Annotated in this window: 20 protein-coding genes; 12 read left to right on the forward strand and 8 right to left on the reverse strand. The window is 62.5% G+C overall.

From position 1 onward, the window contains the following. Positions 1-49: 49 nt before the first annotated feature. Positions 50-544 (reverse strand): leucine-responsive transcriptional regulator Lrp, encoded by a 495-nt coding sequence (gene lrp / locus REA38_RS03390; RefSeq protein WP_004928318.1) that lies wholly within the window; start codon positions 542-544, stop codon positions 50-52. Positions 545-1,198: 654 nt separating this feature from the next. Here lrp and trxB point away from each other — a divergent pair. The 5 genes from trxB to infA all read left to right on the forward strand — a co-directional run bounded on the left by trxB (position 1,199) and on the right by infA (position 6,998). After that, on the forward strand, positions 1,199-2,170 hold the full coding sequence (trxB, locus tag REA38_RS03395) for a thioredoxin-disulfide reductase (protein ID WP_033637844.1): 972 nt from the start codon (positions 1,199-1,201) through the stop codon (positions 2,168-2,170). A gap of 240 nt (positions 2,171-2,410) precedes the next feature. Continuing rightward, positions 2,411-4,177 (forward strand): cysteine/glutathione ABC transporter permease/ATP-binding protein CydD, encoded by a 1,767-nt coding sequence (gene cydD, locus REA38_RS03400; RefSeq protein ID WP_308884992.1) that lies wholly within the window; start codon positions 2,411-2,413, stop codon positions 4,175-4,177. A gap of 2 nt (positions 4,178-4,179) precedes the next feature. Further along, positions 4,180-5,919 (forward strand): cysteine/glutathione ABC transporter ATP-binding protein/permease CydC, encoded by a 1,740-nt coding sequence (gene cydC / locus REA38_RS03405; RefSeq protein WP_308884994.1) that lies wholly within the window; start codon positions 4,180-4,182, stop codon positions 5,917-5,919. A gap of 29 nt (positions 5,920-5,948) precedes the next feature. Further along, a complete protein-coding gene (gene aat, locus REA38_RS03410; RefSeq protein ID WP_033637838.1) occupies positions 5,949-6,674 on the forward strand; it encodes a leucyl/phenylalanyl-tRNA--protein transferase in 726 nt (241 codons plus the stop codon). Between the two features lie 105 nt (positions 6,675-6,779). Further along, positions 6,780-6,998 carry a translation initiation factor IF-1 gene (gene infA, locus REA38_RS03415; RefSeq protein ID WP_002211347.1) on the forward strand — a complete coding sequence of 73 codons (219 nt, stop codon included), beginning with the start codon at positions 6,780-6,782 and terminating at the stop codon, positions 6,996-6,998. A gap of 205 nt (positions 6,999-7,203) precedes the next feature. On the opposite strand, the gene clpA is transcribed toward infA, so the two are convergent. Both clpA and clpS read right to left on the reverse strand, forming a co-directional pair. After that, a complete protein-coding gene (gene clpA / locus REA38_RS03420; protein WP_025302261.1) occupies positions 7,204-9,483 on the reverse strand; it encodes an ATP-dependent Clp protease ATP-binding subunit ClpA in 2,280 nt (759 codons plus the stop codon). A 27-nt stretch (positions 9,484-9,510) separates the two neighbouring features. Continuing rightward, positions 9,511-9,831 carry an ATP-dependent Clp protease adapter ClpS gene (gene clpS, locus REA38_RS03425; protein ID WP_004928347.1) on the reverse strand — a complete coding sequence of 107 codons (321 nt, stop codon included), beginning with the start codon at positions 9,829-9,831 and terminating at the stop codon, positions 9,511-9,513. A 355-nt stretch (positions 9,832-10,186) separates the two neighbouring features. Here clpS and cspD point away from each other — a divergent pair, with 355 nt between their 5' ends. Next, on the forward strand, positions 10,187-10,408 hold the full coding sequence (gene cspD, locus REA38_RS03430) for a cold shock-like protein CspD (RefSeq protein ID WP_004928349.1): 222 nt from the start codon (positions 10,187-10,189) through the stop codon (positions 10,406-10,408). An 87-nt stretch (positions 10,409-10,495) separates the two neighbouring features. Here the strand turns inward: cspD and macB are convergent, their stop codons facing one another. After that, positions 10,496-12,442, reverse strand: coding sequence for a macrolide ABC transporter ATP-binding protein/permease MacB (macB, locus tag REA38_RS03435; RefSeq protein ID WP_308884995.1), 1,947 nt, complete (start codon positions 12,440-12,442; stop codon positions 10,496-10,498). After that, positions 12,442-13,557 (reverse strand): macrolide transporter subunit MacA, encoded by a 1,116-nt coding sequence (gene macA / locus REA38_RS03440; protein WP_033637836.1) that lies wholly within the window; start codon positions 13,555-13,557, stop codon positions 12,442-12,444. The genes macB and macA overlap by 1 nt, the downstream gene beginning before the upstream one ends. Positions 13,558-13,751: 194 nt before the next feature. Between macA and REA38_RS03445 the strand changes: the two genes are divergently transcribed. Beyond that, positions 13,752-14,705 (forward strand): VirK/YbjX family protein, encoded by a 954-nt coding sequence (locus tag REA38_RS03445; RefSeq protein WP_060428369.1) that lies wholly within the window; start codon positions 13,752-13,754, stop codon positions 14,703-14,705. A gap of 14 nt (positions 14,706-14,719) precedes the next feature. On the opposite strand, the gene REA38_RS03450 is transcribed toward REA38_RS03445, so the two are convergent. Then, a complete protein-coding gene (locus tag REA38_RS03450) occupies positions 14,720-16,378 on the reverse strand; it encodes an ATP-dependent endonuclease (protein WP_033637834.1) in 1,659 nt (552 codons plus the stop codon). Positions 16,379-16,565: 187 nt separating this feature from the next. On the opposite strand from REA38_RS03450, the gene REA38_RS03455 reads away from it, so the two are divergent. The 5 genes from REA38_RS03455 (at position 16,566) to ltaE (ending at position 23,364) form a co-directional block, all read left to right on the forward strand. Continuing rightward, the gene (locus REA38_RS03455; RefSeq protein ID WP_004928363.1) at positions 16,566-17,462 is read left to right on the forward strand and encodes a lysine exporter LysO family protein; all 897 of its coding nucleotides are present in this window, start codon (positions 16,566-16,568) and stop codon (positions 17,460-17,462) included. Between the two features lie 180 nt (positions 17,463-17,642). Then, on the forward strand, positions 17,643-19,292 hold the full coding sequence (gene hcp / locus REA38_RS03460) for a hydroxylamine reductase (protein ID WP_308884999.1): 1,650 nt from the start codon (positions 17,643-17,645) through the stop codon (positions 19,290-19,292). A 56-nt stretch (positions 19,293-19,348) separates the two neighbouring features. Beyond that, on the forward strand, positions 19,349-20,350 hold the full coding sequence (hcr, locus tag REA38_RS03465; RefSeq protein WP_079656395.1) for an NADH oxidoreductase: 1,002 nt from the start codon (positions 19,349-19,351) through the stop codon (positions 20,348-20,350). 199 nt (positions 20,351-20,549) lie between these two features. Further along, the gene (gene poxB, locus REA38_RS03470; RefSeq protein ID WP_308885001.1) at positions 20,550-22,271 is read left to right on the forward strand and encodes a ubiquinone-dependent pyruvate dehydrogenase; all 1,722 of its coding nucleotides are present in this window, start codon (positions 20,550-20,552) and stop codon (positions 22,269-22,271) included. 76 nt (positions 22,272-22,347) lie between these two features. Continuing rightward, complete coding sequence (gene ltaE / locus REA38_RS03475; protein WP_308885003.1) at positions 22,348-23,364, forward strand: low-specificity L-threonine aldolase; 1,017 nt, start codon at positions 22,348-22,350, stop codon at positions 23,362-23,364. A 30-nt stretch (positions 23,365-23,394) separates the two neighbouring features. Here ltaE and REA38_RS03480 read toward each other — a convergent pair whose 3' ends face one another. Next, on the reverse strand, positions 23,395-24,090 hold the full coding sequence (locus REA38_RS03480; RefSeq protein ID WP_308885005.1) for an N-acetylmannosamine-6-phosphate 2-epimerase: 696 nt from the start codon (positions 24,088-24,090) through the stop codon (positions 23,395-23,397). After that, on the reverse strand, positions 24,087-25,643 hold the full coding sequence (locus REA38_RS03485; RefSeq protein ID WP_308885006.1) for a PTS transporter subunit EIIC: 1,557 nt from the start codon (positions 25,641-25,643) through the stop codon (positions 24,087-24,089). The genes REA38_RS03480 and REA38_RS03485 overlap by 4 nt, the downstream gene beginning before the upstream one ends. Positions 25,644-25,744 lie beyond the last annotated feature (101 nt).

Below are 25,744 nucleotides of genomic sequence, written 5' to 3' on the forward strand. Positions count from 1 at the left end.
ATGAATAAACAGGAGTGTAACCAATTTAATCAGGTTTTGCACCTGCACCTTACCGTGTTTTGATAACCAGACGGTTACTCTGTTTCACTTCTTCCATCACTACGTAGGTACGGGTGTCGTTGACCCCCGGCAAACGCAGCAAGGTTTCGCCCAGCAGTTTACGGTAAGCCGACATGTCCGGTACGCGGGTTTTCAACAGGTAGTCGAAATCACCGGAAACCAGATGACACTCCTGAATCTCTTCAAGCTTCTGCACTGCCGAGTTGAATTGCTCAAACACATCCGGCGCGCCGCGGTTCAGCGTGATCTCCACGAAAACCAGCAGGGACGCATCCAGATAATGCGGGTTAAGCAATGCGGTATAGCCATGAATGAAACCCTGGCGCTCGAGACGGCGCACGCGTTCCAAACATGGTGTCGGGGATAACCCCACGCGCTTCGAAAGCTCGACGTTCGAAATACGCCCATCCTTCTGCAGCTCATTCAGGATGTTGCGGTCGATACGGTCAAGATCTTTACCCGGGCGTTTCTTGTTGTCTGCCATTATTATTGTCTCTCTTATTTTCTTCCGTGCACTTGCCACACCCTAGCCAACGTCAATGTGTAAGGGTTCGTTCCAAGCGAAGACCCGATGCCTGTCATATGCTTCTTCACTACCATCATTCCACGCCGCGCAGCCTGTCTGTCCAACCCCGCGCGGCGCCGGTAACGACGTTAAGGTCGAGAAAAAATCAGCAAACGCTTGCGCGCCCTGCTCCGCACATCCACCGCGCATTGCCGCCTCGCGGCGCAAATACGTACGATTTGCTGGTGTTACGGGGATAATTTCTTCTTCCTATGATGTTTTCGCAAATGCGCAGCGGATTGTCAAAGTAAAAGAAGCAAAATCAGAACAACGTACCGTCACGAAAAGTCTGCATCCCATTTTTGGTTATGAATCGCTGGCAGATAACCCCCGGCAGGGAGCGGCCTAAGTCGCAGAATGCGCCGTTTTTGCGCGCTTGGCGATTCAGCGGCCTAATGCGACTTTGATAAGGTAAATTTCTGCGTTCGGCGTACGATTTGCCGACAGCGGGTGCATTAATAGGCGACAACTATCATACAAATCGTTAACAACGTCGCCCGGCGCTTTTTTTACTGCGTCATTTTCCCTACAATCGGCTTCATTGTCCGCCATTGTGGAATAAAGAGGTTATTCATGGGCACGGCTAAACATAGCAAATTACTGATTCTGGGCTCCGGCCCGGCCGGTTACACCGCCGCCGTTTACGCGGCGCGCGCCAACCTGAGCCCGGTGCTGATCACCGGTATGGAACAAGGCGGCCAGCTGACCACCACCACTGAAGTGGAAAACTGGCCGGGCGACGCCGAAGGCCTGACCGGTCCGGCGCTGATGGAGCGCATGCGCGAGCATGCGGAGAAGTTCCAGACCGAAATCGTCTTCGATCACATCAACAGCGTCGATCTGCAGCAGCGTCCGTTCCGCCTGTTCGGCGACAGCGGCGAATACAGCTGCGACGCGCTGATCATCGCGACCGGCGCCTCCGCCCGCTATCTTGGCCTGCCTTCCGAAGAGGCCTTCAAGGGCAAAGGCGTTTCCGCCTGTGCGACCTGCGACGGCTTCTTCTACCGCAACCAGAAAGTCGCAGTGGTCGGCGGCGGCAACACCGCCGTTGAAGAAGCGCTGTACCTGTCCAACATCGCCGCCGAGGTTCACCTGATCCACCGCCGCGACAGCTTCCGCTCGGAGAAGATCCTGATCGACCGGCTGATGGAAAAAGTGAAAAGCGGCAACATCGTGCTGCACACCGACCATACGCTGGACGAAGTGCTGGGCGATGAAATGGGCGTGACCGGCGTGCGTATCCGCAGCACCAAAGCGGAAAACGAAACCCGTGAACTGGAACTGGCCGGCGTGTTCATCGCCATCGGCCACAGCCCGAACACCGGCATCTTCGGCGGCCAGCTGGAGCTGGAAAACGGCTACATCAAGGTGCAGTCCGGCATTCACGGCAATGCGACCCAAACCACCATCCCCGGCGTGTTCGCCGCGGGCGACGTGATGGATCACATCTACCGCCAGGCGATCACCTCCGCCGGCACCGGCTGTATGGCGGCGCTGGACGCGGAGCGTTACCTGGACGGCATCGCCGGCGCAGAAGTCTGCTAAAACGTTCTCTTCATCAGCAAAAAGCGGCTCTCGAGCCGCTTTTTTTGTTTCCCCCCTCCGCACTCCCCTTCTCGCGTCTGTTATAGCCACATTTGGCCGCTTTATTATTTTCAGTCTGCCGGGTGACGAGGTAACATGGGGCCTCGCTTGTTTGTCGCCGATTGCGCCAAACACTATTATTTAACAGTACGTTAACCCAGCCCGTAACAAACGGGCGCCGGCGACGCAGACGCATATCTGATGAAAAAAACCAGACAGCAACAGTTAACCCGTTGGCTTAAAACCCAGAGTTCGTTAGCGCAGCGTTGGTTGCGCCTTTCCATGCTGTTAGGGCTGTTCAGCGGCCTGCTGATCGTGGCGCAGGCGTGGCTGTTGGCCAGCCTGCTGCACGCCCTGATCATCGAGCATACCCCGCGCGAACAGCTGATCCCTTCGTTTATCTGGCTGGCCGCCGCGTTCGCGCTGCGGGCGCTGTTGAGCTGGCTGCGGGAACGAGTCGGTTTCCGGTGTGGCCAGGTGATCCGCCAGCGCATGCGCCAACAGGTGCTGGATAAGCTGCAGCAGCTCGGGCCTGCCTGGATCCAGGGCAAACCGGCGGGCAGTTGGGCCAGCATCATCGTCGAGCAGATCGAGGATATGCAGGACTATTACTCGCGCTATCTGCCGCAGATGTATCTGGCGGTCTTCATCCCGCTGCTGATCCTGATCGCCGTCTTCCCGATCAATTGGGCCGCAGGCATCATTCTGCTGGCGACCGCGCCGCTGATCCCGCTGTTCATGGTGCTGGTCGGCATGGGGGCCGCCGACGCCAACCGCCGCAACTTCGTGGCGCTGGCGCGATTGAGCGGCAACTTCCTCGACCGCCTGCGCGGCCTGGACACCCTGCGGCTGTTCGACCGCGCGCAGGCCGAAACCGCGCAAATCGCCAAATCTTCCGAAGACTTCCGCAGCCGCACCATGGAAGTGCTGCGCATGGCCTTCCTCTCTTCCGGCGTGCTGGAGTTCTTCGCTTCGATCTCCATCGCCGTGGTGGCGGTGTACTTCGGCTTTTCCTACCTCGGCGAACTCAATTTCGGCAGCTACGGCCTCGGCGTAACGCTGTTTTCCGGTTTTCTGGTGTTGATTCTGGCGCCGGAGTTTTTCCAACCGCTGCGCGATCTCGGCACCTTCTACCATGCCAAGGCGCAGGCGGTCGGCGCGGCGGAAGCGCTGGAAACCTTCCTCAGCGCCGAAGGCGAGCAGATGGGCAACGGCACGCGGCAACTGCCCGCCGATCAACCGCTGACGCTGCAGGCGAACGCGTTGGAAATCCTGTCGCCGAACGGCGTGCTGCTGGCCGGGCCGCTGAATTTCACCCTGCAACCGCAGCAGCGCGTGGCGCTGGTCGGGCTGAGCGGCGCCGGCAAAAGTTCACTGCTCAATCTGTTGCTCGGCTTCCTGCCCTATCGCGGATCGCTGACCGTCAACGGCGTCGAGCTGCGTGACCTGTCCGCCGAAACCTGGCGCCAACAGCTGAGCTGGGTCGGTCAGAACCCGCACCTGCCGGCGCAAACCCTGCGCGCCAATATCCTGCTGGGCTGCCCGCAGGCCGACGAAGCGCAGCTGCAGCAGGCGGTGGAACACGCCTACGTCAGCGAACTGCTCCCTTATCTGCCGCAGGGGCTCGACACCGAAGTGGGCGACAACGCCGCCCGCCTGTCGGTCGGCCAGGCGCAGCGCGTGGCGGTCGCCCGGGCGCTGATCGGCCCGCGCCGCCTGCTGCTGCTGGATGAACCGGCCGCCAGCCTCGATGCCCACAGCGAGCAGCGGGTGATGCAGGCGTTGAACGCCGCTTCGCATCAGCAAACCACCCTGCTGGTGACGCACCAGTTGGAAGACACCGAAGACTACGATCAGATTTGGGTGATGGATAACGGGCGCATCGTGCAACAGGGCAATTACGCCACCCTCAGCGCCCAGCCGGGCCTGTTCGCCACTCTGATCGCCCATCGCCGCGGGGAGCTTTAATCATGCGCGTTTTGCTGCCGTTTTTGGCGTTGTACCGCCGCCATAGCCTGCTGATTAGCCTCGGCATCCTCTTGGCGATCGTCACTCTGCTGGCCAGCATCGGCCTGCTGGCGCTCTCCGGCTGGTTCCTGGCCGCCTCGTCGCTGGCCGGACTGGCGGGCCTGCTGACCTTTAACTACATGCTGCCGGCCGCCGGCGTGCGCGGCGCGGCGATCTTCCGCACCGCCGGGCGCTACGCTGAGCGAGTCGTCAGCCACGACGCCACCTTCCGCGTGCTATCGCATCTGCGGGTGTTCACCTTCAGCAAGATCCTGCCGCTGACGCCGGGCGGCATCGCCCGTTTCCGTCAGGCCGAGCTGCTCAACCGCCTGGTGGCGGACGTGGACACGCTGGATCATCTTTATCTGCGGGTGATCTCGCCGCTGATCAGCGCAGCGGTGGTGATCCTGGTGGTCACCTACGGCCTGAGCTGGCTGGATCCTGCACTCGCCCTGACGCTGGGCGGCATCCTGTTGCTGCTGTTGCTGCTGGTGCCGCCGGTGTTTTATCGCGCCGGCAAGCCGATCGGCGGCCAGCTTACCGCGCTGCGCGGCCAATACCGCACCGACCTGACCGCCTGGCTGCAGGGGCAGGCGGAATTGGTGGTGTTCGGCGCCGTCAACGACTTCCGCCAGACGCTGAACGCCACCGAACAGCGGTGGCAACGCCGCCAGTGGCAGCAGGCCTCGCTGAGCGGCATGGCGCAGGCGCTGATGATCCTCGCCAGCGGGCTGACGGTAACGCTGCTACTGTGGCTGACCGCCGCCGGCATCGCCGGCGATACCCAGCCCGGCGCGCTGATCGCGCTATTTGTCTTCGCCGCGCTGGCGTCGTTCGAAGCGCTGATGCCGGTCGCCGGCGCCTTCCAGCACCTCGGCCAGGTCATTGCCTCCGCCACGCGGGTCAAGCAGATCATCGATCGTCAGCCGGAGGTCACCTTCCCGGCCGCCGGCCCGGCCGCCGCCGATCGGGCTCATCTTAGCCTGCAGCAGCTGAGCTTCACCTACCCCGACCAACCGCAGCCGGTGCTGCGCGACGTCACGCTCGAGGTCGCGGCCGGCGAACACATCGCTTTGCTCGGCCGCACCGGCTGCGGCAAGTCCACCCTGCTGCAGTTGCTGACCCGCGCCTGGCGCACCGACGGCGGAAAAATTCTGCTCAACGGCGAACCGCTGGAGGATTATGATGAAGCCACGCTGCGTCGGATGACCACGGTCGTCAGCCAGCGGGTGCATATCTTCAGCGATACGCTGCGGGAAAACCTGCGGCTGGCCGCGCCGGATGCCGACGACGCTCGCCTGAGCGAGGTGCTGCGGCAGGTGGGGCTGGATAAATTGCTGGACAGCGACGGCGGGCTGAACGCCTGGCTGGGCGAAGGCGGCCGGCAGCTGTCCGGCGGCGAACAGCGCCGCCTGGGCATCGCCCGCGCGCTGCTGCACCCGGCCCCGCTGCTGCTGCTCGACGAACCGACTGAAGGGCTGGACGCCGAAACCGAGCAGCAGATCCTGGCGCTGCTGCGCCGGCATTGTCAGGGTAAGACGCTGATCCTGGTGACGCACCGTCTGTACGGCCTGGAGCATCTCGACCGCATTTGCGTAATGGACGACGGCCGGATTGTCGAACAGGGCGATCACGCCACCCTGATGCGCCGGCAGGGCCGCTATGCCCGCTTTCGCAACCGTATCAGCAACCTGGCGCCGTAATCGGCCCGTAGAGGACGCAGAGACCCCGTATGCGCATCGTGAAGCTTTCCCCACAGTCGCTGGCGTTCCCCTCGCCTGAAAGCGCCCTGCGCGACCCTAACGGCCTGCTGGCTATCGGCGGCGACCTGACGGCGCCGCGGCTGCTGGCGGCCTACGAGCGCGGCATCTTCCCCTGGTATTCGCCGGGGGAAGCCATCCTGTGGTGGTCGCCCGATCCGCGTGCGGTGCTGTTCCCGACAGAGTTTCATCTCAACCGCAGCCTGAAACGCTTTTTGCGCCACGATCCGTTTCGCATCACGCTCAATCACGACTTCGCCGCGGTGATCGCCGCCTGCGCCCACCGGCCGGATGAAGGCACCTGGATCGGCCCGGAGGTGCAGCGCGCCTATCAGCATCTGCACCGCCTCGGCTACGCGCACTCGGTGGAGGTATGGCAGGATAATCAACTGGTCGGCGGCATGTATGGCGTGGCGCAGGGCGCGTTGTTCTGCGGCGAATCGATGTTCAGCCGCGTCACCAACGCCTCAAAATGCGCATTGATGGCCTTTTGCCGCCATTTTGCCGCTTATGGCGGGGAATTGATTGACTGCCAGGTGCTGAACGCTCACACTGCCCGCCTTGGCGCGCGTGAAATTCCGCGCCGTCAATTTTTGCAGCAGCTCAGCACCCTTCAACGGCGGCCTTTGGCGCCGGCGTGCTGGGAGCCGCAAGTCATATCCCCACAGCCGGCTGAACCGCCCTCTCCAGTAAACTAATTGGTGGAAACGGTGCAATGTTCACCGACACATCTTTACATAATGGGGGTTTTTCGGCATTATCTTGCCGGTTAAAAACTAAGGTAGTTAGACCTAGAGGATTCGATGGCCAAAGAAGACAATATTGAAATGCAGGGCACCGTTCTTGATACGCTGCCGAACACCATGTTCCGCGTTGAATTGGAAAACGGGCACGTGGTAACCGCACACATCTCCGGTAAAATGCGTAAAAACTATATCCGCATCCTGACGGGCGACAAAGTCACTGTAGAGCTGACCCCGTACGACCTGAGCAAAGGCCGCATTGTCTTCCGTAGCCGTTAATCGGCTCACCGCGCGCCACACGTTGGCGGCATCGAGGATGTAATCCCTCGGGAGCCCTTTCCGTTTACCCCCGCAGCGACGTTACACAACGGGTTGCAGGTGCGCAGGTAAACTGAGAGGGCTCACTCGTTTCTGTTGTACGGTGAATCTCACCCATAAAAAAAGCGATGCCGAAGCATCGCTTTTTCTTTGCCTGAAGGCGGCCTTAGTGCACCGCGCCCTCGTCCGCCTTGCGCTTGGCGGCGCTGAGGAAGTGGTAGGTCAGCTGTTTCTTGTCCTTGTCCAGCTCGACCTTCACGGAGCCGCCGTCCACCAGCGAGCCGAACAGCAGTTCGTTGGCCAACGGTTTCTTCAGGTTCTCCTGCATGACGCGCGCCATCGGACGAGCGCCCATCGCGCGGTCGTAGCCCTTCACCGACAGCCAGTCGCGCGCTTCGTCGCTCACTTCCAGCGAGACGCCCTTCGCATCCAGCTGCGCCTGCAGTTCGACAATAAACTTGTCGACCACCTGCTGGATCACCTCGGTAGACAGATGGTTGAACCAGATGATGTTGTCCAGACGGTTGCGGAACTCCGGCGTAAACACCTTCTTGATCTCTTCCATCGCGTCGGTGCTGTTGTCCTGCTGCACCAGGCCGATCGATTTGCGTTCGGTTTCCCGCACCCCGGCGTTGGTGGTCATCACCAGGATCACGTTGCGGAAGTCCGCCTTGCGGCCGTTGTTGTCGGTCAGCGTGCCGTTGTCCATCACCTGCAGCAGCAGGTTGAACACGTCCGGGTGCGCCTTCTCGATCTCATCGAGCAGCACCACCGCATGCGGATGCTTGATCACCGCATCGGTCAGCAGCCCGCCCTGATCGTAACCGACATAGCCCGGAGGCGCACCAATCAGACGGCTGACGGTATGCCGCTCCATGTACTCGGACATGTCGAAACGCAGCAGCTCGATATCCATCGCCTTGGCCAACTGTACGGTGACCTCGGTTTTCCCGACCCCGGTCGGCCCGGCGAACAGGAAGGAACCGACCGGCTTGCGCTCGTGGCCCAGGCCGGCGCGGCTCATCTTGATCGCTTCGGTCAGCGCTTCGATCGCCTGATCCTGGCCGAACACCAGCATCTTCAGGCGATCGCCCAGGTTTCTCAGCACGTCGCGATCGCTGGCCGACACGGTTTTCTCCGGGATACGAGCGATGCGCGCCACCACGGATTCGATATCGGCCACGTTGACGGTTTTCTTGCGCTTGCTGGCCGGCATCAACCGGCTGCGGGCGCCCGCCTCGTCGATCACGTCGATCGCCTTGTCCGGCAGATGACGATCGTTGATGTATTTCACCGACAGTTCCACCGCGGCGCGGATCGCCTTGGCGGTATAACGCACGTCGTGGTGCGCTTCATACTTGGTCTTCAGGCCGTTGATGATCTGAACGGTCTCTTCCGCCGTCGGCTCGGTGATGTCGATCTTCTGGAAACGGCGCGCCAGGGCGCGATCCTTTTCGAAGATGTTGCTGAACTCCTGGTAGGTGGTCGAGCCGATCACCCGGATCTTGCCGCTCGACAGCAGCGGTTTGATCAGGTTGGCGGCATCCACCTGCCCACCGGAAGCCGCGCCGGCGCCGATGATGGTGTGAATTTCATCGATGAACAGAATGCTGTTCTGATCCTGCTCCAGCTGCTTGAGCAGCGCCTTGAAGCGCTTCTCGAAGTCGCCGCGGTATTTGGTGCCGGCCAGCAGTGAACCGATATCCAGCGAATACAGCGTGCAGTCCGCCATCACTTCCGGCACGTCGCCCTGCACGATACGCCAGGCCAGCCCTTCGGCGATGGCGGTCTTGCCGACGCCGGATTCGCCGACCAGCAGCGGGTTGTTTTTACGACGGCGGCACAGCACCTGAATCGCGCGCTCCAGCTCACGATCGCGGCCGATCAACGGATCGATGCCGCCCACACGGGCCAACTGATTGAGGTTGGTGGTGAAGTTTTCCATACGGTCTTCCCCTCCGGACTGCTCTTCGTTCACCGGGTTTTCCGCATTCGGCGCTTGGCCCGGCTCGTCTTTACGCGTGCCATGTGAAATGAAGTTCACCACGTCGAGACGGCTGACGTCGTGTTTGCGCAACAGATAGGCCGCCTGCGACTCCTGCTCGCTGAAGATGGCCACCAACACGTTGGCGCCGGACACTTCGCTGCGGCCGGAAGATTGCACATGGAAGACCGCGCGCTGCAGCACGCGCTGGAAGCTGAGCGTCGGCTGAGTGTCGCGCTCTTCTTCGCCGGCGGGCAGCGTCGGTGTGGTTTGTTCGATGAAGGCTTCCAGCTCCTGGCGCAACGCGGCCAGATCCACCGTACATGCCTCAAGCGCTTCTCGCGCGGCAGGGTTGCTCAGCAACGCCAGCAACAGGTGCTCCACGGTCATAAACTCGTGTCTGTGCTCACGCGCCCTGGCGAAAGCCATGTTGAGACTGAGTTCCAGTTCTTGATTGAGCATAAGCACCTCCCCAATAGATTGCCTTATTCAGGCTTTTTCCAGCGTACAAAGCAACGGATGCTCGTTCTCCCTTGCGTACCGGTTCACATGGACGACTTTGGTTTCCGCCACCTCGGCGGTAAAAACACCACAGATCGCCTTGCCTTGATAGTGGACCGTGAGCATCAGTTGCGTTGCGCGTTCAATATCATAAGAAAAGAACTTTTGCAGAACGTCAATCACAAATTCCATCGGTGTGTAATCGTCGTTGTTAAGTATAACTTTATACATAGACGGCGGTTTTACCGCATCGATTTGTTTTTCTTCGGCCAAGTGTTCAAAGTTTAGCCAGTCGTTGTTATTGCCCATCGCTGCTCATCTTCTCTGCTCTGCCCTCAGATATGGGGGCAGGTTTCGGTTATTCAAAGTGGGGATAGTTACTATTTTATCATCTTCGGCTTCGTCCCGCCGCACTGTAACGTGCGCAAAAAAACGGGCCAATTGTGACTGAATCGTGGCAATAGCGTTACCTGCTTCAAACTTTGGTGAACTGCTCCCCGCCGACAAAAGCCGATCCCTTGACGCCCCGATCATTTGCTCTAGAGTGTAAATTCGTGGCTGGTGGTCTTTTAACCACCCCTTGTCCACCCTGCTACCCGCCCACGGCGGGTGCGAAATCAGTTATTCATCTCACTTAAAATAGCGTTGCGAGGGATGTAAAAGCATGGAGACGGGTACTGTTAAATGGTTTAACAACGCCAAAGGTTTTGGCTTCATCTGCCCAGCCGGCGGCGGCGAAGATATTTTCGCGCATTATTCCACCATCAAGATGGATGGTTACAGAACGTTGAAGGCGGGCCAGCAGGTCAGCTTCGACGTGCATCAAGGGCCGAAAGGGAACCATGCCAGTCTTATTGTGCCGGTGGAAAGCGAGGCGCTGTCCTAAACGCTTCCGGCAAAGTCGCGCTGCACTGAGCGTGACTGCGATAAAAATGCCAGCCGCCGTGTGACTGGCATTTTTTATGCCTGTTACCTACTCGCGCGCCAGCGCATCGATCGGATTCAGCCGCGCGGCATTGCGCGCCGGCAGATAGCCGAACACCACGCCGATGCCGGTGGAACAGAGGAACGCACTCAGCAACGCCGCCGGCGGGAAGCTGATCTGCCAGCCCGGCAATACCAGCTGCACCGCCAGGCCGATGGCGAACGACAGCGTAATCCCCAGCGCCCCCCCCACCAGGCAGACCAGAACCGCTTCGATCAGGAACTGCTGCAACACGTCGCCGGAACGGGCGCCCACCGCCATGCGGATGCCGATCTCGCGCGTGCGTTCGGTCACCGACACCAGCATGATATTCATCACGCCGATGCCGCCGACCACCAGCGAAATCACCGCCACCAGCGTCAGGAACAGCTGCAGCGTGCGGGTGGTTTTCTCGGCGGTTTGCACCAGGCTGTCCATGTTATAGGTGAAGAAGTCCTTCTTGCCGTGGCGCAGCGTCAACAAGCGCGACAGCTGCTGTTCCGCTTCCTTGCTGTCGTAGCCGTCGCGGATGCGCACGGTGATCGAGTCAAAATAATTGTTGCCCATCAATCGGTTGGCCATGGTGCTGTAAGGCACCCACACGTTCAGCGTCTTGCTGCTGCCGAACATCGACTGCTTCTCCCTGGCCACGCCGACCACCGTCGCCGGCATGTTGCCTACCAGGATCACCTCGCCCACCACGTTCTTCTGGTGCGGGAACAGCCGCCGCTGGGTATTGGCGTCGATCACCACCGTCTGCGCCTGCGACTGCACCTGCATCGAGTCGATGCCGACGCCCTGGGTAAAGCTCATGCCGTACACGCGGAAGAACTGCTCGCTGACGCCGTTGACGTTAGCCGCCGCGTCGACGTTGCCCAAGCGCAGCCGCATGCTGCTGCTGATGCTCGGCGACAGCGCGCTGATGTACGGCTGTTCGCGCAGCGCATCGAGATCGCCGTATTTCAACGATTGCCGGTAGGTCGGATCGTCATCGCCGAAGTCCTTGCCGGGATAGATATCGACGGTGTTGGTGCCGATAGATTTAATGTCCGCCAGCACCATCTGCTTGGCGGCGCCGCCGATCACCAGGATCGACACCACCGAGGCGATGCCGATAATGATGCCGAGCATGGTCAGCGCGGTGCGCATCTTGTTGGCCGCCATCGCGCGCCAGGCCATCACCAGCGCCTCGCGGAAACGGCCGCCCATCTGCCGCCAGGAAGGTGCCGCGGCGGCCAGCGCCAGCGGCTTGGCCTGCGCATTCTCCTGCGGTGCCGGGCGCGAATCGGCGATAATCTCGCCGTCGCGGATCTCGATGATCCGTTCCGCCTGGCGCGCCACCGCCGGATCGTGGGTCACCAGGATCACCGTGTGGCCCTGGGCGCACAGCTGTTTGAGGATCGCCATCACCTCTTCGCCGGAGTGGCTGTCGAGCGCGCCGGTCGGTTCATCCGCCAGGATCACCTGCCCGCCGTTCATCAGCGCGCGGGCAATGCTGACGCGCTGCTGCTGGCCGCCGGAAAGCTGGCTCGGCCGGTAGTTGACGCGCTCCCCCAGCCCCAGACGCCGCAACAGCGCCTCCGCCCGCTCGCGCCGCGCCGCTTTGCCCAGCCCCGCGTACACCGCCGGCACTTCGACGTTGTGCGCTGCGCTCAGGTGCGGCAGCAGATGATAGCGCTGAAAGATAAAGCCGAAATGCTCGCGCCGCAGCTGCGCCAGCGCATCGTCGCTCAGCGTCGCCACATCCTGCCCGGCCACCCGATACACGCCGGCGCTCGGCTTGTCCAGACAGCCGAGAATGTTCATCAGCGTCGATTTGCCGGAGCCGGAGGCCCCCATGATCGCCACCATTTCACCGGCGTCGATGCTCAGGCTGATCCCCTTCAGCACCTCCACCGTCTGCTCGCCGGAACGGTAGCTGCGGCGGATGCCGCTCAGCTGCAACAGCGCCGCCATCAGCCGGCCTCCACGCCGCCGCGGCTGACGATCACCTCATCGCCCGCCTCGAGGCCGCTGAGGATCTGCACGTCGATATTGTTGCGCAGGCCGATGGCCACCTCGCGCTTCTCTTCCTTGCCCTGCTTCAGCACCGAGACGTGGTAGCGATTGTCGGCGATCTGATCGCCCAGCGCCGCCAGCGGGATCACCAGCGCCTGCTCGACGCCTGCCAGCTGAATATGCACCTGCGCCGTCATTTGCAAGCGCAGCAGCCTTTCCGGGTTGGGCACTTCGAAACGCGCATAATAGAAGATGGCGTTGTTGACCTTTTCCGGCGTCGGCTGAATGTCTTTCAGCACGCCGTCGAAGCGCCGGGTAGGATCGCCCAGCACCGTGAACCAGGCCTTCTGACCCGGCTTGAGGTTGATGACGTCGGCCTCCGACACCTGCGCCTTCACCAGCATGGTGCCGAGATCCGCCAGCGTCAGAATGTTCGGCGCCTGCTGCGCCGCGATCACCGTCTGGCCCTGCAGCGTGGTGATCTGCACCACGTCGCCATCCATCGGCGCCTCGATGCGGGTATAGGCCAGGTTGATCTTGGCGGTATCCAGGCTGGCCTGGTTCCGCGCGATCTGCGCATTGATGGTGCCCACCTGCGCCTTCTTCACCGCCAGCTGCGTCGCCGCCTGATCCAGATCCTGGCGCGACACCGCCTGCAGCTTGGCCAGCGCCTGGTTGCGCTGCAGCGTGACCGCCGCCAGCTGCTGTTCGGCCTGCGCCTGCAGCAGTTGCGCATGCAGTTCACGCAGCGTCGCCTCGCCTTCGCGGATGCTGTTCTGCGCCTGTTGCGGATCGATAACGCCCAGCAACTGGCCTTTCTTCACCTTGTCGCCGATCTCGACATACAGCTTTTCCAACTGCCCGCTGACCTGCGCGCCGACGTCAACCTTGCGCACCGCGTCCAGCTGGCCGGTCGCCAACACGTTCTGCTGCAGATCGCGTTTGCTGGCTTTCACCGTTTTGAAATCGGTTGGCGCCGGATGGCGAAAGTGCCAAACGGCCGCCGCGGCAAGCGCCGCAATGACCGCCAGAACGAGTATCCAGCGGCGTTTATGTCCTGTAAACCCTGTCAAAATTGACCTGCCTGTGCTTGTGAATATCAACCGCCCATTGCGGCGGCGGAGCTAAATTAGCACGCACCGTAGGGAATAACTAAACCTTAGCTCAACACAATGTGGAGACACGCCTGGTTACAGTTCAGCATTGAACTCCCGTTTAGTGAAGCCTTGATGAAATAGCGCCATTCAATACAGCCAAGGATTTCATCATGTCACAGCTCAGCTACCCACTCGCCTCCGCCCGGCCGCTTAACGGCTGGCAACTGATGACGGCGCTGATCAATGGCGAAAAGGCGCCAAGCAACGCCTGGAAAAAGCCCGCGTTTCGCCTGAAGTTTCTCGGCCGTTCGCTGCTCAACTGGCGCACCACCAGCGGCCTGCTCAGCACCCTGGCCAGCAACCCGCTGCGGGAGGAGATCCTGAGCGCACAGCCGAACCTGCCGTGCAAACTGCATCGCCCCTACCTGGCGGCCAACATGAGCAAGATCGAATGCCTGTTCGCCCTGCGCGATCATTACGATCTTATCGCACAGCGCATGCCGCTGAAGATGCGCCTCGGCCACCTCGGCCCGCAGCCTTTCGTGCTGGCCCGCGCGATGGGCAAAAACGAAGCGCCGATCGCGCTGGAACTGGCGGCGATCGACAAGCTGAATAAGGAAGGGGAAGCCACGCTGCTGCTGCGCAACGCCAACGGCGTGATGCTGGCGGAGATCACCTTTGCGCTGATGCATTATCAGCAGCAGCCGACGCTGTTCATCGGCGGCCTGCAGGGCGCAAACCATGAGGTGCCGCACGCCGAGATCCAGCACACCACCAAAGAGTGCCACGGCCTGTTCCCCAAACGGCTGGTGCTGGAAGGCATCTGCACGCTGGCGCGGCACCTCGGCATCCGCCAGATCGTGGCGGTCGGCAACGCCACCCATATCTATCAAAACTGGCGTTACCAGAGTAAGAAGAAGGACCAACTGCACGCCGATTACGATCAGTTCTGGCTGTCGATGGGCGCCAAACCGCTCGACAGCGGCTATTTCCTGCTGCCCGCGCGCATCGCCCGCAAGCCGCTCGAAGAGGTTGCCAGCAAGAAGCGCGCCGAGTATCGCCGCCGCTATCAGCTGCTGGACGAGCTGGAACAGGGATTGGCGGCGCATTTCTGCGCCCGATAACGCCCAGCGGGCCGTCAGTCCGCCCGGCCGCGCGCCAGCCAGATCACCCGTGAGAACATTTTCTTCAGCAGCGGCGGCACCGAGTCCGTGCCCCATTCGCCGGCCTGCATCGCGACCTCGATCGCCAGATCCGGCTTCGACGAGTGGTGGACCGCTTTCAGGATCACCTTGCGCACCGGCATTTGCGCGTTGATCGGCACCGACGCCATCCGGTGATAGACCGGGCCGAACCCTTCGCGGAACATGAAGTGTTCCATGTCCGGCGCCGGCAGCGCGGTCAGCCGATCGCGTTCGTTGTCTTCATGATTGTCCAGCAGGCTGCGCACGGTATTGGCGTACTTTTTGCCCGCCTCGTCGCCGTCCACCAGCGCATGCCACTCGATGCCCATGCGGCGGGCGAAGCGCAGCAGCGGCTTCAGGCCGCACTGGGCGAACTCGATGACCCGCACCCCTTCCGCCTCGAAATGGTAGCCGCACTGCCGCGCCAGCTCGTTCAGCAGCCACACTTCGGTCTCGCCCTCCACCAGCAGCCAGCAGCGGGCGAACAGCGACGACGGCCGGTTGAAACGGATGTGAAACGCGATACGCCGCCCGTCTTCGGCGCTCAGCCCGCGCGGCCCGAGACGGTAGGTCGCGACCCGCCCCGACTCGCGCACCAGCCGGCAGACGTGCTCCACCGGCACCAGCGACACCAGTTCGCTGGAGTTGGTGGTGGTGATGCGCTGCAGCGGCAGCTGATTGAGCAGCCCCCAGGCCACCGACAGCATAATCGGGTGCAGGCGAGTTTCCGGGTCTTCCACCAGCAGCAGCGGCCGTGCATGCGCATCCAGCTTGACGTCGCCCTTGGCCTGCAGCAGGGTGGAAAACATCCCCAGCAGGATCAGGCGCATGCTGCGGCTGTTCGGCTCGGCCACCATACGGTTGATGCCGTCCAGCGCACGCCAGGCATCCTGCTCCGGTTCGCCGCCGCGGCGGCGCGGCCGCGTCACCTGCGAACTTTGCTCAGCGAAGTAGTGCTCCAGCAGTTGCTGCATGGCCGCCAGCCCCTGACGCAGTTCGCCGTTGGTCAGCTTCTGCGGATTGCGCACCAGCTCGCGCGTCAGCTGATCCAACTGCTGCGCCAGCGCCTGGGTATCGGGTTTGCGTTCATCGCCGAGGCTGCTGGGGCGCAGGCGACGAATAAAGCGCGCGTCGCGCAGGCGCAATACCGGATGAATGCGGATGATGGCGTGGGCCAGCTGTTCGATATGGTGCAGTTGAAAGGCGTTGCCGTCGGCGTCGAGAAAACCGCGCCAGGTGCACACCGTGCCGTCGTCGGCCAGCTCGCCTTCGCAGCGGTAATGAATGCGGCTCAGGCCATCCTCGCCCTTGACCCACAGTGGCGTCAGGTGGCGATAGCGCGGCAGGTGCGCATGGCCGATGTCTTTTTCGCAGAAGGTGAACACCACCTGCAGGTGGCGCTCTTTGGCCGCCTCTTCTCCGGGCGGGAAATGGAAGTCGTGCGCCTCAAACCGATACAGCTTCTGCTCCGGCGCCAGCAGCAGCGTCAGCGCATCCAGCAGGCTGGATTTACCCCAGGCGTTTTCGCCGAGCAACAGCGTGTTGTCGTCCAGCATCAGGGACAGCCGGTTAATGCCGCGAAAACCTACAATTTCGATACGCTCCAAGAACATCCGCCGCCTCCCGTGCGCGCCGTCGCCTCGTCAATGAGGCAACCTTCACAGAGCATGGTCAAAAAACCCCTTGCAGGTCAAGCGGCCAACGTCAAATCTGCCGCTTTACTCCGGCCGGGCTTTTGGTTAGCGTGTGCTCCTCGCCGCCGTTCGGCGCGCGCCAAAACTCAAGGACACAAGCTGCACCATGTACTCAGGACTGTTGATTATTCTGTTACCGCTGATTGTCGGTTACCTCATTCCCTTACGCCATCGCCCGCTGCTGGTGCTGATCAACCGGCTGCTGAGCTGGATGGTGTACGTGATCCTGTTTTTCATGGGTATCAGCCTGGCGTTCATGGAAGATCTCAGCAGCAACCTGGTGCTGATCTTCCAATACAGCGCGGTGTTCTTCTTCTGCATTCTCTGCGCCAATCTGCTGTTGCTGGCGCTGCTGGAGCGGCGCATGCCGTGGCGCAGCAGCCATAAACAGGAAAAGCTGCCTTCGCGCGTGCACATGGCGCTGGAGTCGCTCAAGCTGTGCGGCGTGGTGCTCGGCGGCTTCCTGCTCGGCCTGACGCAGTGGCAATGGCTGCAGTTCGCCCATAAAGGCAGCGAATATGCGCTGATCTTCCTGCTGTTGCTGGTCGGTATTCAGCTGCGCAACAGCGGCATGACGCTGCGCCAGATCGTGCTCAACCGCCGCGGCACGCTGGTGGCGTTGGTGGTGACCGTCGCGTCGCTGGCCGGCGGCGCGCTGGCGGCGCAGCTGCTGGGGCTGCCGGTCAAGGCCGGGCTGGCGATGGCCTCCGGCTTCGGCTGGTACTCGCTGTCGGGCATTCTGATCACCGACGCCTACGGCCCGGTGATGGGCAGCGCCGCGTTCTTCAACGATCTGGCGCGCGAGCTGGTGGCGATCATGCTGATCCCGACGCTGGTGCGCCGCAGCCGCTCCACCGCCCTCGGCCTGTGCGGCGCTACCTCGATGGACTTCACCCTGCCGGTGCTGCAGCGCAGCGGCGGGCTGGACATGGTGCCCCCCGCCATCGTGCACGGCTTCCTGCTGAGCCTGCTGGCGCCGGTGCTGATCGCCCTGTTCTCCTGATCCTCTCCCCTGGGGGCCCGCCGGCCCCCAAAGCGTAATAATTCCCATCCGCACGGCAAAATTGCGCTAAATCAAACTTGCCCGCAGTAGTCGCACAAAAGCCTTTTGCAACCCCGATCGCCGATCTATGCTTTTAAACAAGCATTACAAATGCAACTTTAAAAATAAAAGGAAGCGACTATGTTCTGTGTGCAATGTGAACAAACCATCCGTACCCCGGCAGGCAACGGCTGCGCGTATGCTCAGGGCATGTGCGGCAAGACGGCGGAAACCTCCGATCTGCAGGATCTGCTGGTGGCGGCGCTACAGGGCCTCTCCGCCTGGGCGCTGCAGGCGCGTTCGCTGGGCATCGTCGATCACGAGATCGACAGCTTCGCCCCGCGCGCCTTCTTCTCCACCCTGACCAACGTCAACTTCGACTCCCAGCGCATCATCGGCTACGCGCGCGAAACCCTGCTGCTGCGCGATTCGCTGGCTGCCCGTTGCCGGCTGCTGGATGCCGGCGTGCGCGTCGATCACCCGATGGCGGCGCTGCAGCTGGCCGGTGACGATATGCCTGCGCTGCTGCAACAGGCGGCGCAGTTTGCCCTCAACGGCGACAAGGCCGAGGTCGGCGACGACGTCCACGGTTTGCGCATGCTGTGCCTGTACGGCCTGAAAGGCGCCGCGGCCTATATGGAACACGCGCACGTGCTCGGCCAGTTCGACGAGCAGCTCTATGCCGACTACCACGCCTTTATGGCCTGGCTCGGCACCCGACCGCGCGACATCGACACCCTGCTGAACAACGCCATGGGCATCGGCAAGATGAACTTCAACGTGATGGCGATCCTCGATCGCGGCGAAACCCAGGCCTACGGCGATCCACAGCCCAGCGCGGTCAACGTGCGCCCGGTGGCCGGGAAAGCCATTCTGATCTCCGGCCACGATCTGAAAGATCTGCGCATGCTGCTCGAACAAACCGAAGGGCAAAACGTCAACGTCTACACTCACGGTGAAATGCTGCCGGCGCACGGCTATCCGGAACTGAAAAAATTCAAGCATCTGGTGGGCAACTACGGCAGCGGCTGGCAGAACCAGCAGACGGAGTTCGCCAAATTCCCCGGCCCGATCGTGATGACCTCCAACTGCATCATCGATCCGAACGTCGGCAACTACGGCGATCGCATCTGGACCCGCAGCATCGTCGGCTGGCCGGGCGTCAACCATCTGGAGGGCGACGACTTCGGCGCCGTGATCCGCCAGGCGCAGGACATGAACGGCTTCCCTTACACCGAGATCGAGCACCTGATCACCGTCGGCTTCGGCCGCCAGACGCTGCTGAACGCCGCCGACACGGTGATCGATCTGGTGTCGCAGAAAAAACTGCGCCACGTCTTCCTGGTCGGCGGCTGCGACGGCAGTCGCGACGAGCGCAGCTACTTCACCGACTTCGCCCGCAGCGTGCCGCAAGACTGCCTGATCATGACGCTGGCCTGCGGCAAGTACCGTTTCAACAAGCTGGACTTCGGCACGCTGGAAGGGCTGCCGCGCCTGCTGGACGTCGGCCAGTGCAACGACGCCTATTCCGCCATTATGCTGGCGGTCAAGCTGGCGGACACGCTCGGCTGCAGCGTCAACGAGCTGCCGCTCAGCCTGGTGCTGTCGTGGTTTGAACAGAAGGCTATCGTCATTTTGTTGACGCTGCTGTCGCTGGGGGTGAAAAACATCGTCACCGGCCCGACCGCGCCGGGCTTCCTGACCGACAACCTGATGGCGATCCTCAACGAGAAATTCGGCCTGCGTCCGATCACCACCGTCGAGCAGGATATCAACGCGCTGCTCGCCTGATGCCATTACGTTATGGGGCCGCCTGCGCCGGCCCCTTTGCTTTTTGAGGTGCCCCGATGACTCAACCCACTCCGCTTTGCCCGAACCGCATGCAGGTACATTCCATCCAGCGCGAAACCGCCGACGTCTGGACGCTGAACCTGATATGCGACGTTTTCTACCCTTATCAGGCGGGCCAGTTTGCGCTGGTCAGCATCCGCAACAGCGAGGAGACGCTGCGCGCCTATACGCTCTCCTCCTCGCCCGGCCAGAGCCGCTTTCTCAGCATCAGCGTGCGCTGCCTGCCGGACGGCGTCGGATCGCGCTGGCTGACGCAAGAGGTCAAGCCCGGCAACACGCTGTGGCTGTCCGACGCGCAGGGCGAGTTCAGCTGCGAGCGCCACCCGGCCGATCGCTATCTGATGCTGGCCGCCGGCTGCGGCGTGACGCCGATCGTCTCGATGTGCCGCTGGCTGACCGCCAACCGTCCGGCCTGCGATATCGCCGTGATCTTTAACGTGCGCACCCCCGCCGACACGATTTTCGCCGATCAATGGCGCGCGCTGTGCGCCGCCCATCCGCAGCTGCGCCTGACGCTGATGGCCGAGCGGGATCTGCAACCCGGTTACCTCAGCGGCCGCATCGATGAACAGACGCTGCGGCAGGCGGCGCCGGATATCGCCGAACGCACGGTGATGACCTGCGGCCCTGCGCCCTACATGGACCACGTGGAGCAGCTGTGCCGTCGGCTCGGCGTGCCGGCCGAGCGTTTCCATAAAGAGCAGTTCCACACGCCGGCGGCGCAGGCCGATGCCACTGAAGGGCTGACGCTGCGCGCCGCCCGCCCGCTGCGCGAATTCCGCGTGCCGGTCGGCAGCACGCTGCTGGCGGCGATGGAGACCAATGCCCTGCCGGTCAACGCCGCCTGCCGTGCCGGGGTGTGCGGCTCGTGCAAAACCCGCATCCTCGAGGGCGACTACATCACCACCAGCACCATGACGCTGAGCGCGGAAGAAATAGCGCAAGGCTACGTGCTGGCCTGCAGTTGCCAGCTGCGGGGCGACGTCACGCTGGCGTGATCCCTTGGCCCCATCTCCGCGATGGGGCATTTATCGGCAAGTTCCCCCCTCCCCGCCCGGTTACACTTTCCCCCGTCCTACGCTCTTTACCCTTCCTGACCGCATCTCGTCCACCGCCGGTAAGCTATGCTTGCAGTTGTTCTGCTGCCGCTCACCGGATCGAGTACACATCGTTTTTTAAACCATGTTTGGGGGAACCATGAAGCAAACCGTAGCCACACTGATCGCCAAAACGCTGGATCAAGCCGGCGTAAAACGCATTTGGGGCGTGACCGGCGATTCGCTCAACGGCCTGAGCGACAGCCTGCACCGCATGAGCACCATCGAATGGCTGGGCACCCGCCATGAAGAGGTGGCCGCCTTCGCCGCCGGCGCCGAAGCCCAGCTCACCGGCCAGTTGGCGGTGTGCGCCGGTTCCTGCGGCCCCGGCAACCTGCACCTGATCAACGGCCTGTTCGACTGCCACCGCAACCATGTGCCGGTGCTGGCGATCGCCGCGCACATTCCTTCCAGCGAAATCGGCAGCGGCTACTTCCAGGAAACGCATCCGCAGGAGCTGTTCCGCGAATGCAGCCACTATTGCGAGCTGGTTTCCAACCCGGAACAGCTGCCGCGCGTGCTGGAGATCGCCATGCGCAAGGCGATCCTCAACCGCGGCGTCTCGGTGGTGGTCCTGCCGGGCGATGTGGCGCTGCGCATGGCACCGGAAGACGCGACCCTGACCTGGCATACCCCGGCTCTGCCGCTGGTGCAGCCGCCGATGAGCGAGCTGAACAAGCTGGCAGAGACGCTGAATCAGGCGAAAAACATCACCCTGATGTGCGGCAGCGGCTGCGCCGGCGCGCACGATGAGGTGGTCAAGCTGGCCGAGCTGCTGCAGGCGCCGGTGGTGCACGCGCTGCGCGGCAAAGAGCATATCGAATGGGATAACCCTTACAGCGTCGGCATGACCGGGCTGATCGGCTTCTCCTCCGGCTACCACGCAATGATGAACGCCGACACGCTGGTGCTGCTCGGCACCCAGTTCCCCTACCGCGCGTTCTACCCCACCAACGCCAACATCATTCAGATCGACATCAACCCCGGCAGCATCGGCGCGCACTGCCCGGTCAATATGGCGCTGGTGGGCGATATCCACACCACCCTCACCGCCCTGCTGCCGCAGCTGGAGCCCAAGCGCGACCGGGCGTTCCTCGACAAGGCGCTGGAGCATTACCGCAACGCGCGCAAGGATCTCGACGGGCTGGCGACCGCCAACGACGACCAGCCGATCCACCCGCAGTATCTGGCGCAGCAGCTCAGCCGGTACGCCAGCGACGACGCCATCTTCACCTGCGACGTCGGCACGCCGACGGTGTGGGCCGCCCGCTACGTGAAAATGAACGGCAAGCGCCGCCTGCTCGGTTCGTTCAACCACGGTTCGATGGCCAACGCCATGCCGCAGGCGATAGGCGCCCAGGCCACCGCGCCGGATAAACAGGTGATCGCCATGTGCGGCGACGGCGGCTTCACCATGCTGATGGGGGATTTCCTGTCGCTGGCGCAGCTCAAGCTGCCGGTGAAAATCGTGGTGTTCAACAACAGCGTGCTGGGGTTCGTGGCGATGGAGATGAAGGCCGGCGGCTACCTGACCGACGGCACCGATCTGCATAACCCGGACTTCGCGGCGATCGCCAACGCCGCCGGCATCAAGGGCATCCGCGTGGAAAAAGCCTCGGATCTGGACGGCGCGCTGCAGGAGATGTTGGCGCACCCCGGCCCGGCGCTGCTGGACGTGGTCACCGCCAAGCAAGAGCTGGCGATGCCGCCGCAGATCAAGTTCGAACAGGCGAAAGGTTTCAGCCTGTACATGCTGCGCGCCATCATCAACGGCCGCGGCGACGAAGTGGTCGAGCTGGCGAAAACCAACTGGCTGCGCTAAGCAAGCTGCCCCCCGGTGAAATAAGGGTATATGATGCCATGTACCCTTTTCCTCTCCCTTACATTCCAGGAACCCTATGCTTATCGATCTACGCAGCGACACCGTCACCCGCCCCAGCGCCGCCATGCGCCAGGCGATGGCTCAGGCAGAGGTCGGCGACGACGTCTACGGCGATGACCCGACGGTCAACGTGCTGGAGGCCGAGGCGGTGCGCCTGTCGGGCAAAGAGACGGCGCTGTTTTTGCCCAGCGGCACCCAGGCCAACCTGGTGGCGCTGCTGAGCCACTGCCAGCGCGGCGACGAGTATCTGGTCGGCCAACAGGCGCACAACTATAAATACGAGGCCGGCGGCGCAGCGGTGCTGGGCAGCATCCAGCCGCAGCCGATCGAGGCCGACGCGGACGGCACGCTGCCGCTGGACAAGCTCGCCGCCGCCATCAAACCCGACGATATCCACTTCGCCCGCACCCGGCTGCTGAGCCTGGAAAACACCATCGGCGGCCGAGTCCTGCCGCAGGCCTACCTGCAGCAGGCGTGGCAGTTTACCCGCGAGCGGCAGCTGGCGCTGCATATCGACGGCGCGCGCATCTTCAACGCCGCCGTGGCGCTGAACCTGCCGCTGAAAGAGATCGTGCAATACTGCGACACCTTCACCATTTGCCTGTCGAAAGGGCTGGGCGCGCCGGTCGGATCGCTGCTGTGCGGCAGCGAGGCCTTCATTCAGCGCGCGCTGCGCTGGCGCAAGATGACCGGCGGCGGGCTGCGTCAGGCCGGCATCCTGGCGGCGGCCGGCCTCTACGCGCTGGAGCATAACGTCGCGCGGCTGCGCGAAGACCATGACAACGCGGTCTGGCTGGAGCAACAGCTGCGGCAGATCGGCGTGGAGGTCGTCGAACCCGGCGCACAGACCAACGTGCTGTACCTGCGCCAACCGCCGGCGCTGGCGGCCAAATTCGGCCCGTGGATGCGCGAACGCGACGTGCTGATCAGCAGCGGCCCGCTGACGCGCATTCTGACCCACCTCGACGTCAGCCGTCAGGATCTGCAGCGGGTGGTCGAGCTGTGGCGGGAGTTCCTCCAGCAGCACGCCTGATTTCCCCTCCCCGGCGCGCCGGGGAGCCCTTCACCGCCCGCCGATGGCCTCGACAAAGCGGCGGGTGATCTGCTGCGGGCGCGTAATGGCGCCGCCCACCACCACAGCATGCGCCCCCAGCGCCAGGCAGCGCGCGGCCATCGCCGGCGTTTCGACATTGCCCTCGGCGATGACCGGCACCGGCACCGCCGCCAGCACCGCACGCAGAAAGCCGAAATCGCCCTCCGCCAGTCGGGCGCCCCGGCTTTCGGCGGTATAGCCGTGCAGCGTGGTGCCCACGCAGTCGAACCCCAACCTGGCAGCCTCTTGCGCTTCTTCCACGGTGGCGATGTCTGCCATCAGCAGCAGCCGGGGATACCTGGCGCGGATCGCGGCAACCAGCGCCGCCAGCTGCAGCTCCCCTGGCCGCCGGTGGCCGGTAGCGTCCAATGCAATCATCTGCGGCGCCGCAGTCATCAGCTCATCGATTTCACGCAGGGTCGGCGTGATATAGACATCGCTACCGGCATAATCGCGCTTGATAATGCCGATCACCGGCAGCGCCACCGTGCGCAGGATGGCTTTAACGTCTTCGACGCCGTTGGCGCGGATCGCCGCCGCACCGCCTTGCTCGGCCGCCAGCGCCATGCGCGCCATGATAAAATCGCTGTGCAGCGGCTCGTCGTCCAGCGCCTGGCAAGACACCACCAGCCGGCCCTTAATCTGCTGCAAAATGGAAAGCGTCATAAATCCAACAACTCCTCGACTTCGTTTTTAATAATGGTCACGTGCGGGCCATAGATCACCTGAACGCCGTTGCCGCGAACGATCACCGCCCGCGCGCCGCTGGCCTTCAGCCCGCTTTCGTCCAGCAACCGGCTCTGTTTTACCGTCACGCGCAGCCGCGTGGCGCAACAATCCAGTTCGACGATATTCTCTTTGCCGCCCAGCGCCGCCAGCACCTGCTGCGAGCGTTCGGTGCCGGTCGTCACCGCTTCCGGCGTGGTTTCCACCTCGCGCCCCGGCGTTTTGAAATTGAAGCGCAGGATCAGGAAACGGAACGTGAAGTAGTACAGGAAGAACCAGGGCACCCCGACCAGCAGCACATACATCCAGTGGGTTTTCGCTTCGCCCTGCAGCACGCCGAACAGCATGAAATCGATAAAACCGCCGGAGAACGTCTGGCCGATGGTGATATGCAGAATGTGCGCGATCGCGAACGCCAGGCCGTCGAACAGCGCGTGCACCACGTACAGCGCCGGCGCGATGAACAGGAACGAGAATTCGATAGGTTCGGTGATGCCGGTCAGGAAAGAGGTCAGCGCCGCCGACAGCAGCAGCCCGCCGACGCGTTTGCGGTTCTCCGGGCGCGCGCTTTGGTACATCGCCAGGCAGGCGCCGACCAGGCCGAACATCATGGTGATAAAGCGGCCGGACATGAAGCGCGCCGTGCCGATGTAGAACTGCTGCGTATTCGGGTCGGCCAACTGGGCGAAGAAAATGCGCTGCGTGCCTTCCACCAGCTGTCCGTTGATCACTTCGCTGCCGCCGAGCGCGGTAGTCCAGAACGGCAGGTAGAAGATGTGATGCAGGCCGAACGGCCCGAGCATGCGCAGCACGAAGCCGTAGATAAAGGTGCCGAGATAGCCGCTGGCGTCCACCAGCCCGCCCATGCCGAAGATCAGCCGTTGGAAAGGCGGCCACACCACGGTCATCAGGGCGCCGACCGCCATCGCCGCCAGCGAGCTGACGATCGGCACAAAGCGCGATCCGCCGAAAAAGCCCAGGAACGGCGGCAGCGCTATCTTGTTGTAGCGGCCGTGCAGATACCAGGTCACCAGACCGATGACCACCCCGCCGAACACCCCGGTCTCCAGCGTCTGGATCCCGAGAATCGTTCCCTGCCCCACCGCGCCGGCGTTCTGCGCGGCCAGCGTGCCGTTGATTTTCAACAGCGCATTGATGGTGGCGTTCATCACCAGGTAGGCGATCAGCGAGGCCAGCCCCGCCGTTCCCTTGTCGCTTTTGGCCAACCCCACCGCCACGCCGACCGCGAACAGGACCGCCAGGTTGGCGAACACGATGGCGCCGGCGCTGGCCATCACCGTAAATACGCTTTGCAGCCAGCCAACGTCGAGGAAGGGATAAGCCTCGACGGTATTGGGATTGGACAGCGCACCGCCGATCCCCAACAGCAGGCCGGCCGCCGGCAGCACGGCGATCGGCAGCATGAACGATTTGCCGAACAGCTGGGCTTTTTCGAACCAGCCGCCGGAGCGCGACAATTCTGGTGTTGACATAAATTTTTCCCCGCTATCATTTTTATGATGAAAATTTTTACCACATTAAAATTAATTTAATGAAAATTTTATTCATAACGATGATCGGCTTCACAATCCGT

It is taken from the genome of Serratia sp. MF1(2023) (assembly GCF_030954545.1).
Classification (GTDB): Bacteria; Pseudomonadota; Gammaproteobacteria; order Enterobacterales; family Enterobacteriaceae; genus Serratia; species Serratia sarumanii.

Excerpts from the sequence above, each read along its gene's own strand:
- clpS (WP_004928347.1), bottom strand. The coding sequence starts at position 9,831 with ATGGGCAATAACAACGACTGGCTAAACTTTGAACACTTGGCCGAAGAA.
- hcr (WP_079656395.1), top strand. The coding sequence starts at position 19,349 with ATGACTCAACCCACTCCGCTTTGCCCGAACCGCATGCAGGTACATTCC.
- REA38_RS03485 (WP_308885006.1), bottom strand. The coding sequence starts at position 25,643 with ATGTCAACACCAGAATTGTCGCGCTCCGGCGGCTGGTTCGAAAAAGCC.
- hcp (WP_308884999.1), top strand. The coding sequence starts at position 17,643 with ATGTTCTGTGTGCAATGTGAACAAACCATCCGTACCCCGGCAGGCAAC.
- lrp (WP_004928318.1), bottom strand. The coding sequence starts at position 544 with ATGGCAGACAACAAGAAACGCCCGGGTAAAGATCTTGACCGTATCGAC.
- infA (WP_002211347.1), top strand. The coding sequence starts at position 6,780 with ATGGCCAAAGAAGACAATATTGAAATGCAGGGCACCGTTCTTGATACG.
- cydD (WP_308884992.1), top strand. The coding sequence starts at position 2,411 with ATGAAAAAAACCAGACAGCAACAGTTAACCCGTTGGCTTAAAACCCAG.
- trxB (WP_033637844.1), top strand. The coding sequence starts at position 1,199 with ATGGGCACGGCTAAACATAGCAAATTACTGATTCTGGGCTCCGGCCCG.
- ltaE (WP_308885003.1), top strand. The coding sequence starts at position 22,348 with ATGCTTATCGATCTACGCAGCGACACCGTCACCCGCCCCAGCGCCGCC.
- cspD (WP_004928349.1), top strand. The coding sequence starts at position 10,187 with ATGGAGACGGGTACTGTTAAATGGTTTAACAACGCCAAAGGTTTTGGC.
- aat (WP_033637838.1), top strand. The coding sequence starts at position 5,949 with ATGCGCATCGTGAAGCTTTCCCCACAGTCGCTGGCGTTCCCCTCGCCT.
- REA38_RS03480 (WP_308885005.1), bottom strand. The coding sequence starts at position 24,090 with ATGACGCTTTCCATTTTGCAGCAGATTAAGGGCCGGCTGGTGGTGTCT.
- cydC (WP_308884994.1), top strand. The coding sequence starts at position 4,180 with ATGCGCGTTTTGCTGCCGTTTTTGGCGTTGTACCGCCGCCATAGCCTG.
- macB (WP_308884995.1), bottom strand. The coding sequence starts at position 12,442 with ATGGCGGCGCTGTTGCAGCTGAGCGGCATCCGCCGCAGCTACCGTTCC.
- REA38_RS03445 (WP_060428369.1), top strand. The coding sequence starts at position 13,752 with ATGTCACAGCTCAGCTACCCACTCGCCTCCGCCCGGCCGCTTAACGGC.
- REA38_RS03455 (WP_004928363.1), top strand. The coding sequence starts at position 16,566 with ATGTACTCAGGACTGTTGATTATTCTGTTACCGCTGATTGTCGGTTAC.
- REA38_RS03450 (WP_033637834.1), bottom strand. The coding sequence starts at position 16,378 with ATGTTCTTGGAGCGTATCGAAATTGTAGGTTTTCGCGGCATTAACCGG.
- clpA (WP_025302261.1), bottom strand. The coding sequence starts at position 9,483 with ATGCTCAATCAAGAACTGGAACTCAGTCTCAACATGGCTTTCGCCAGG.
- poxB (WP_308885001.1), top strand. The coding sequence starts at position 20,550 with ATGAAGCAAACCGTAGCCACACTGATCGCCAAAACGCTGGATCAAGCC.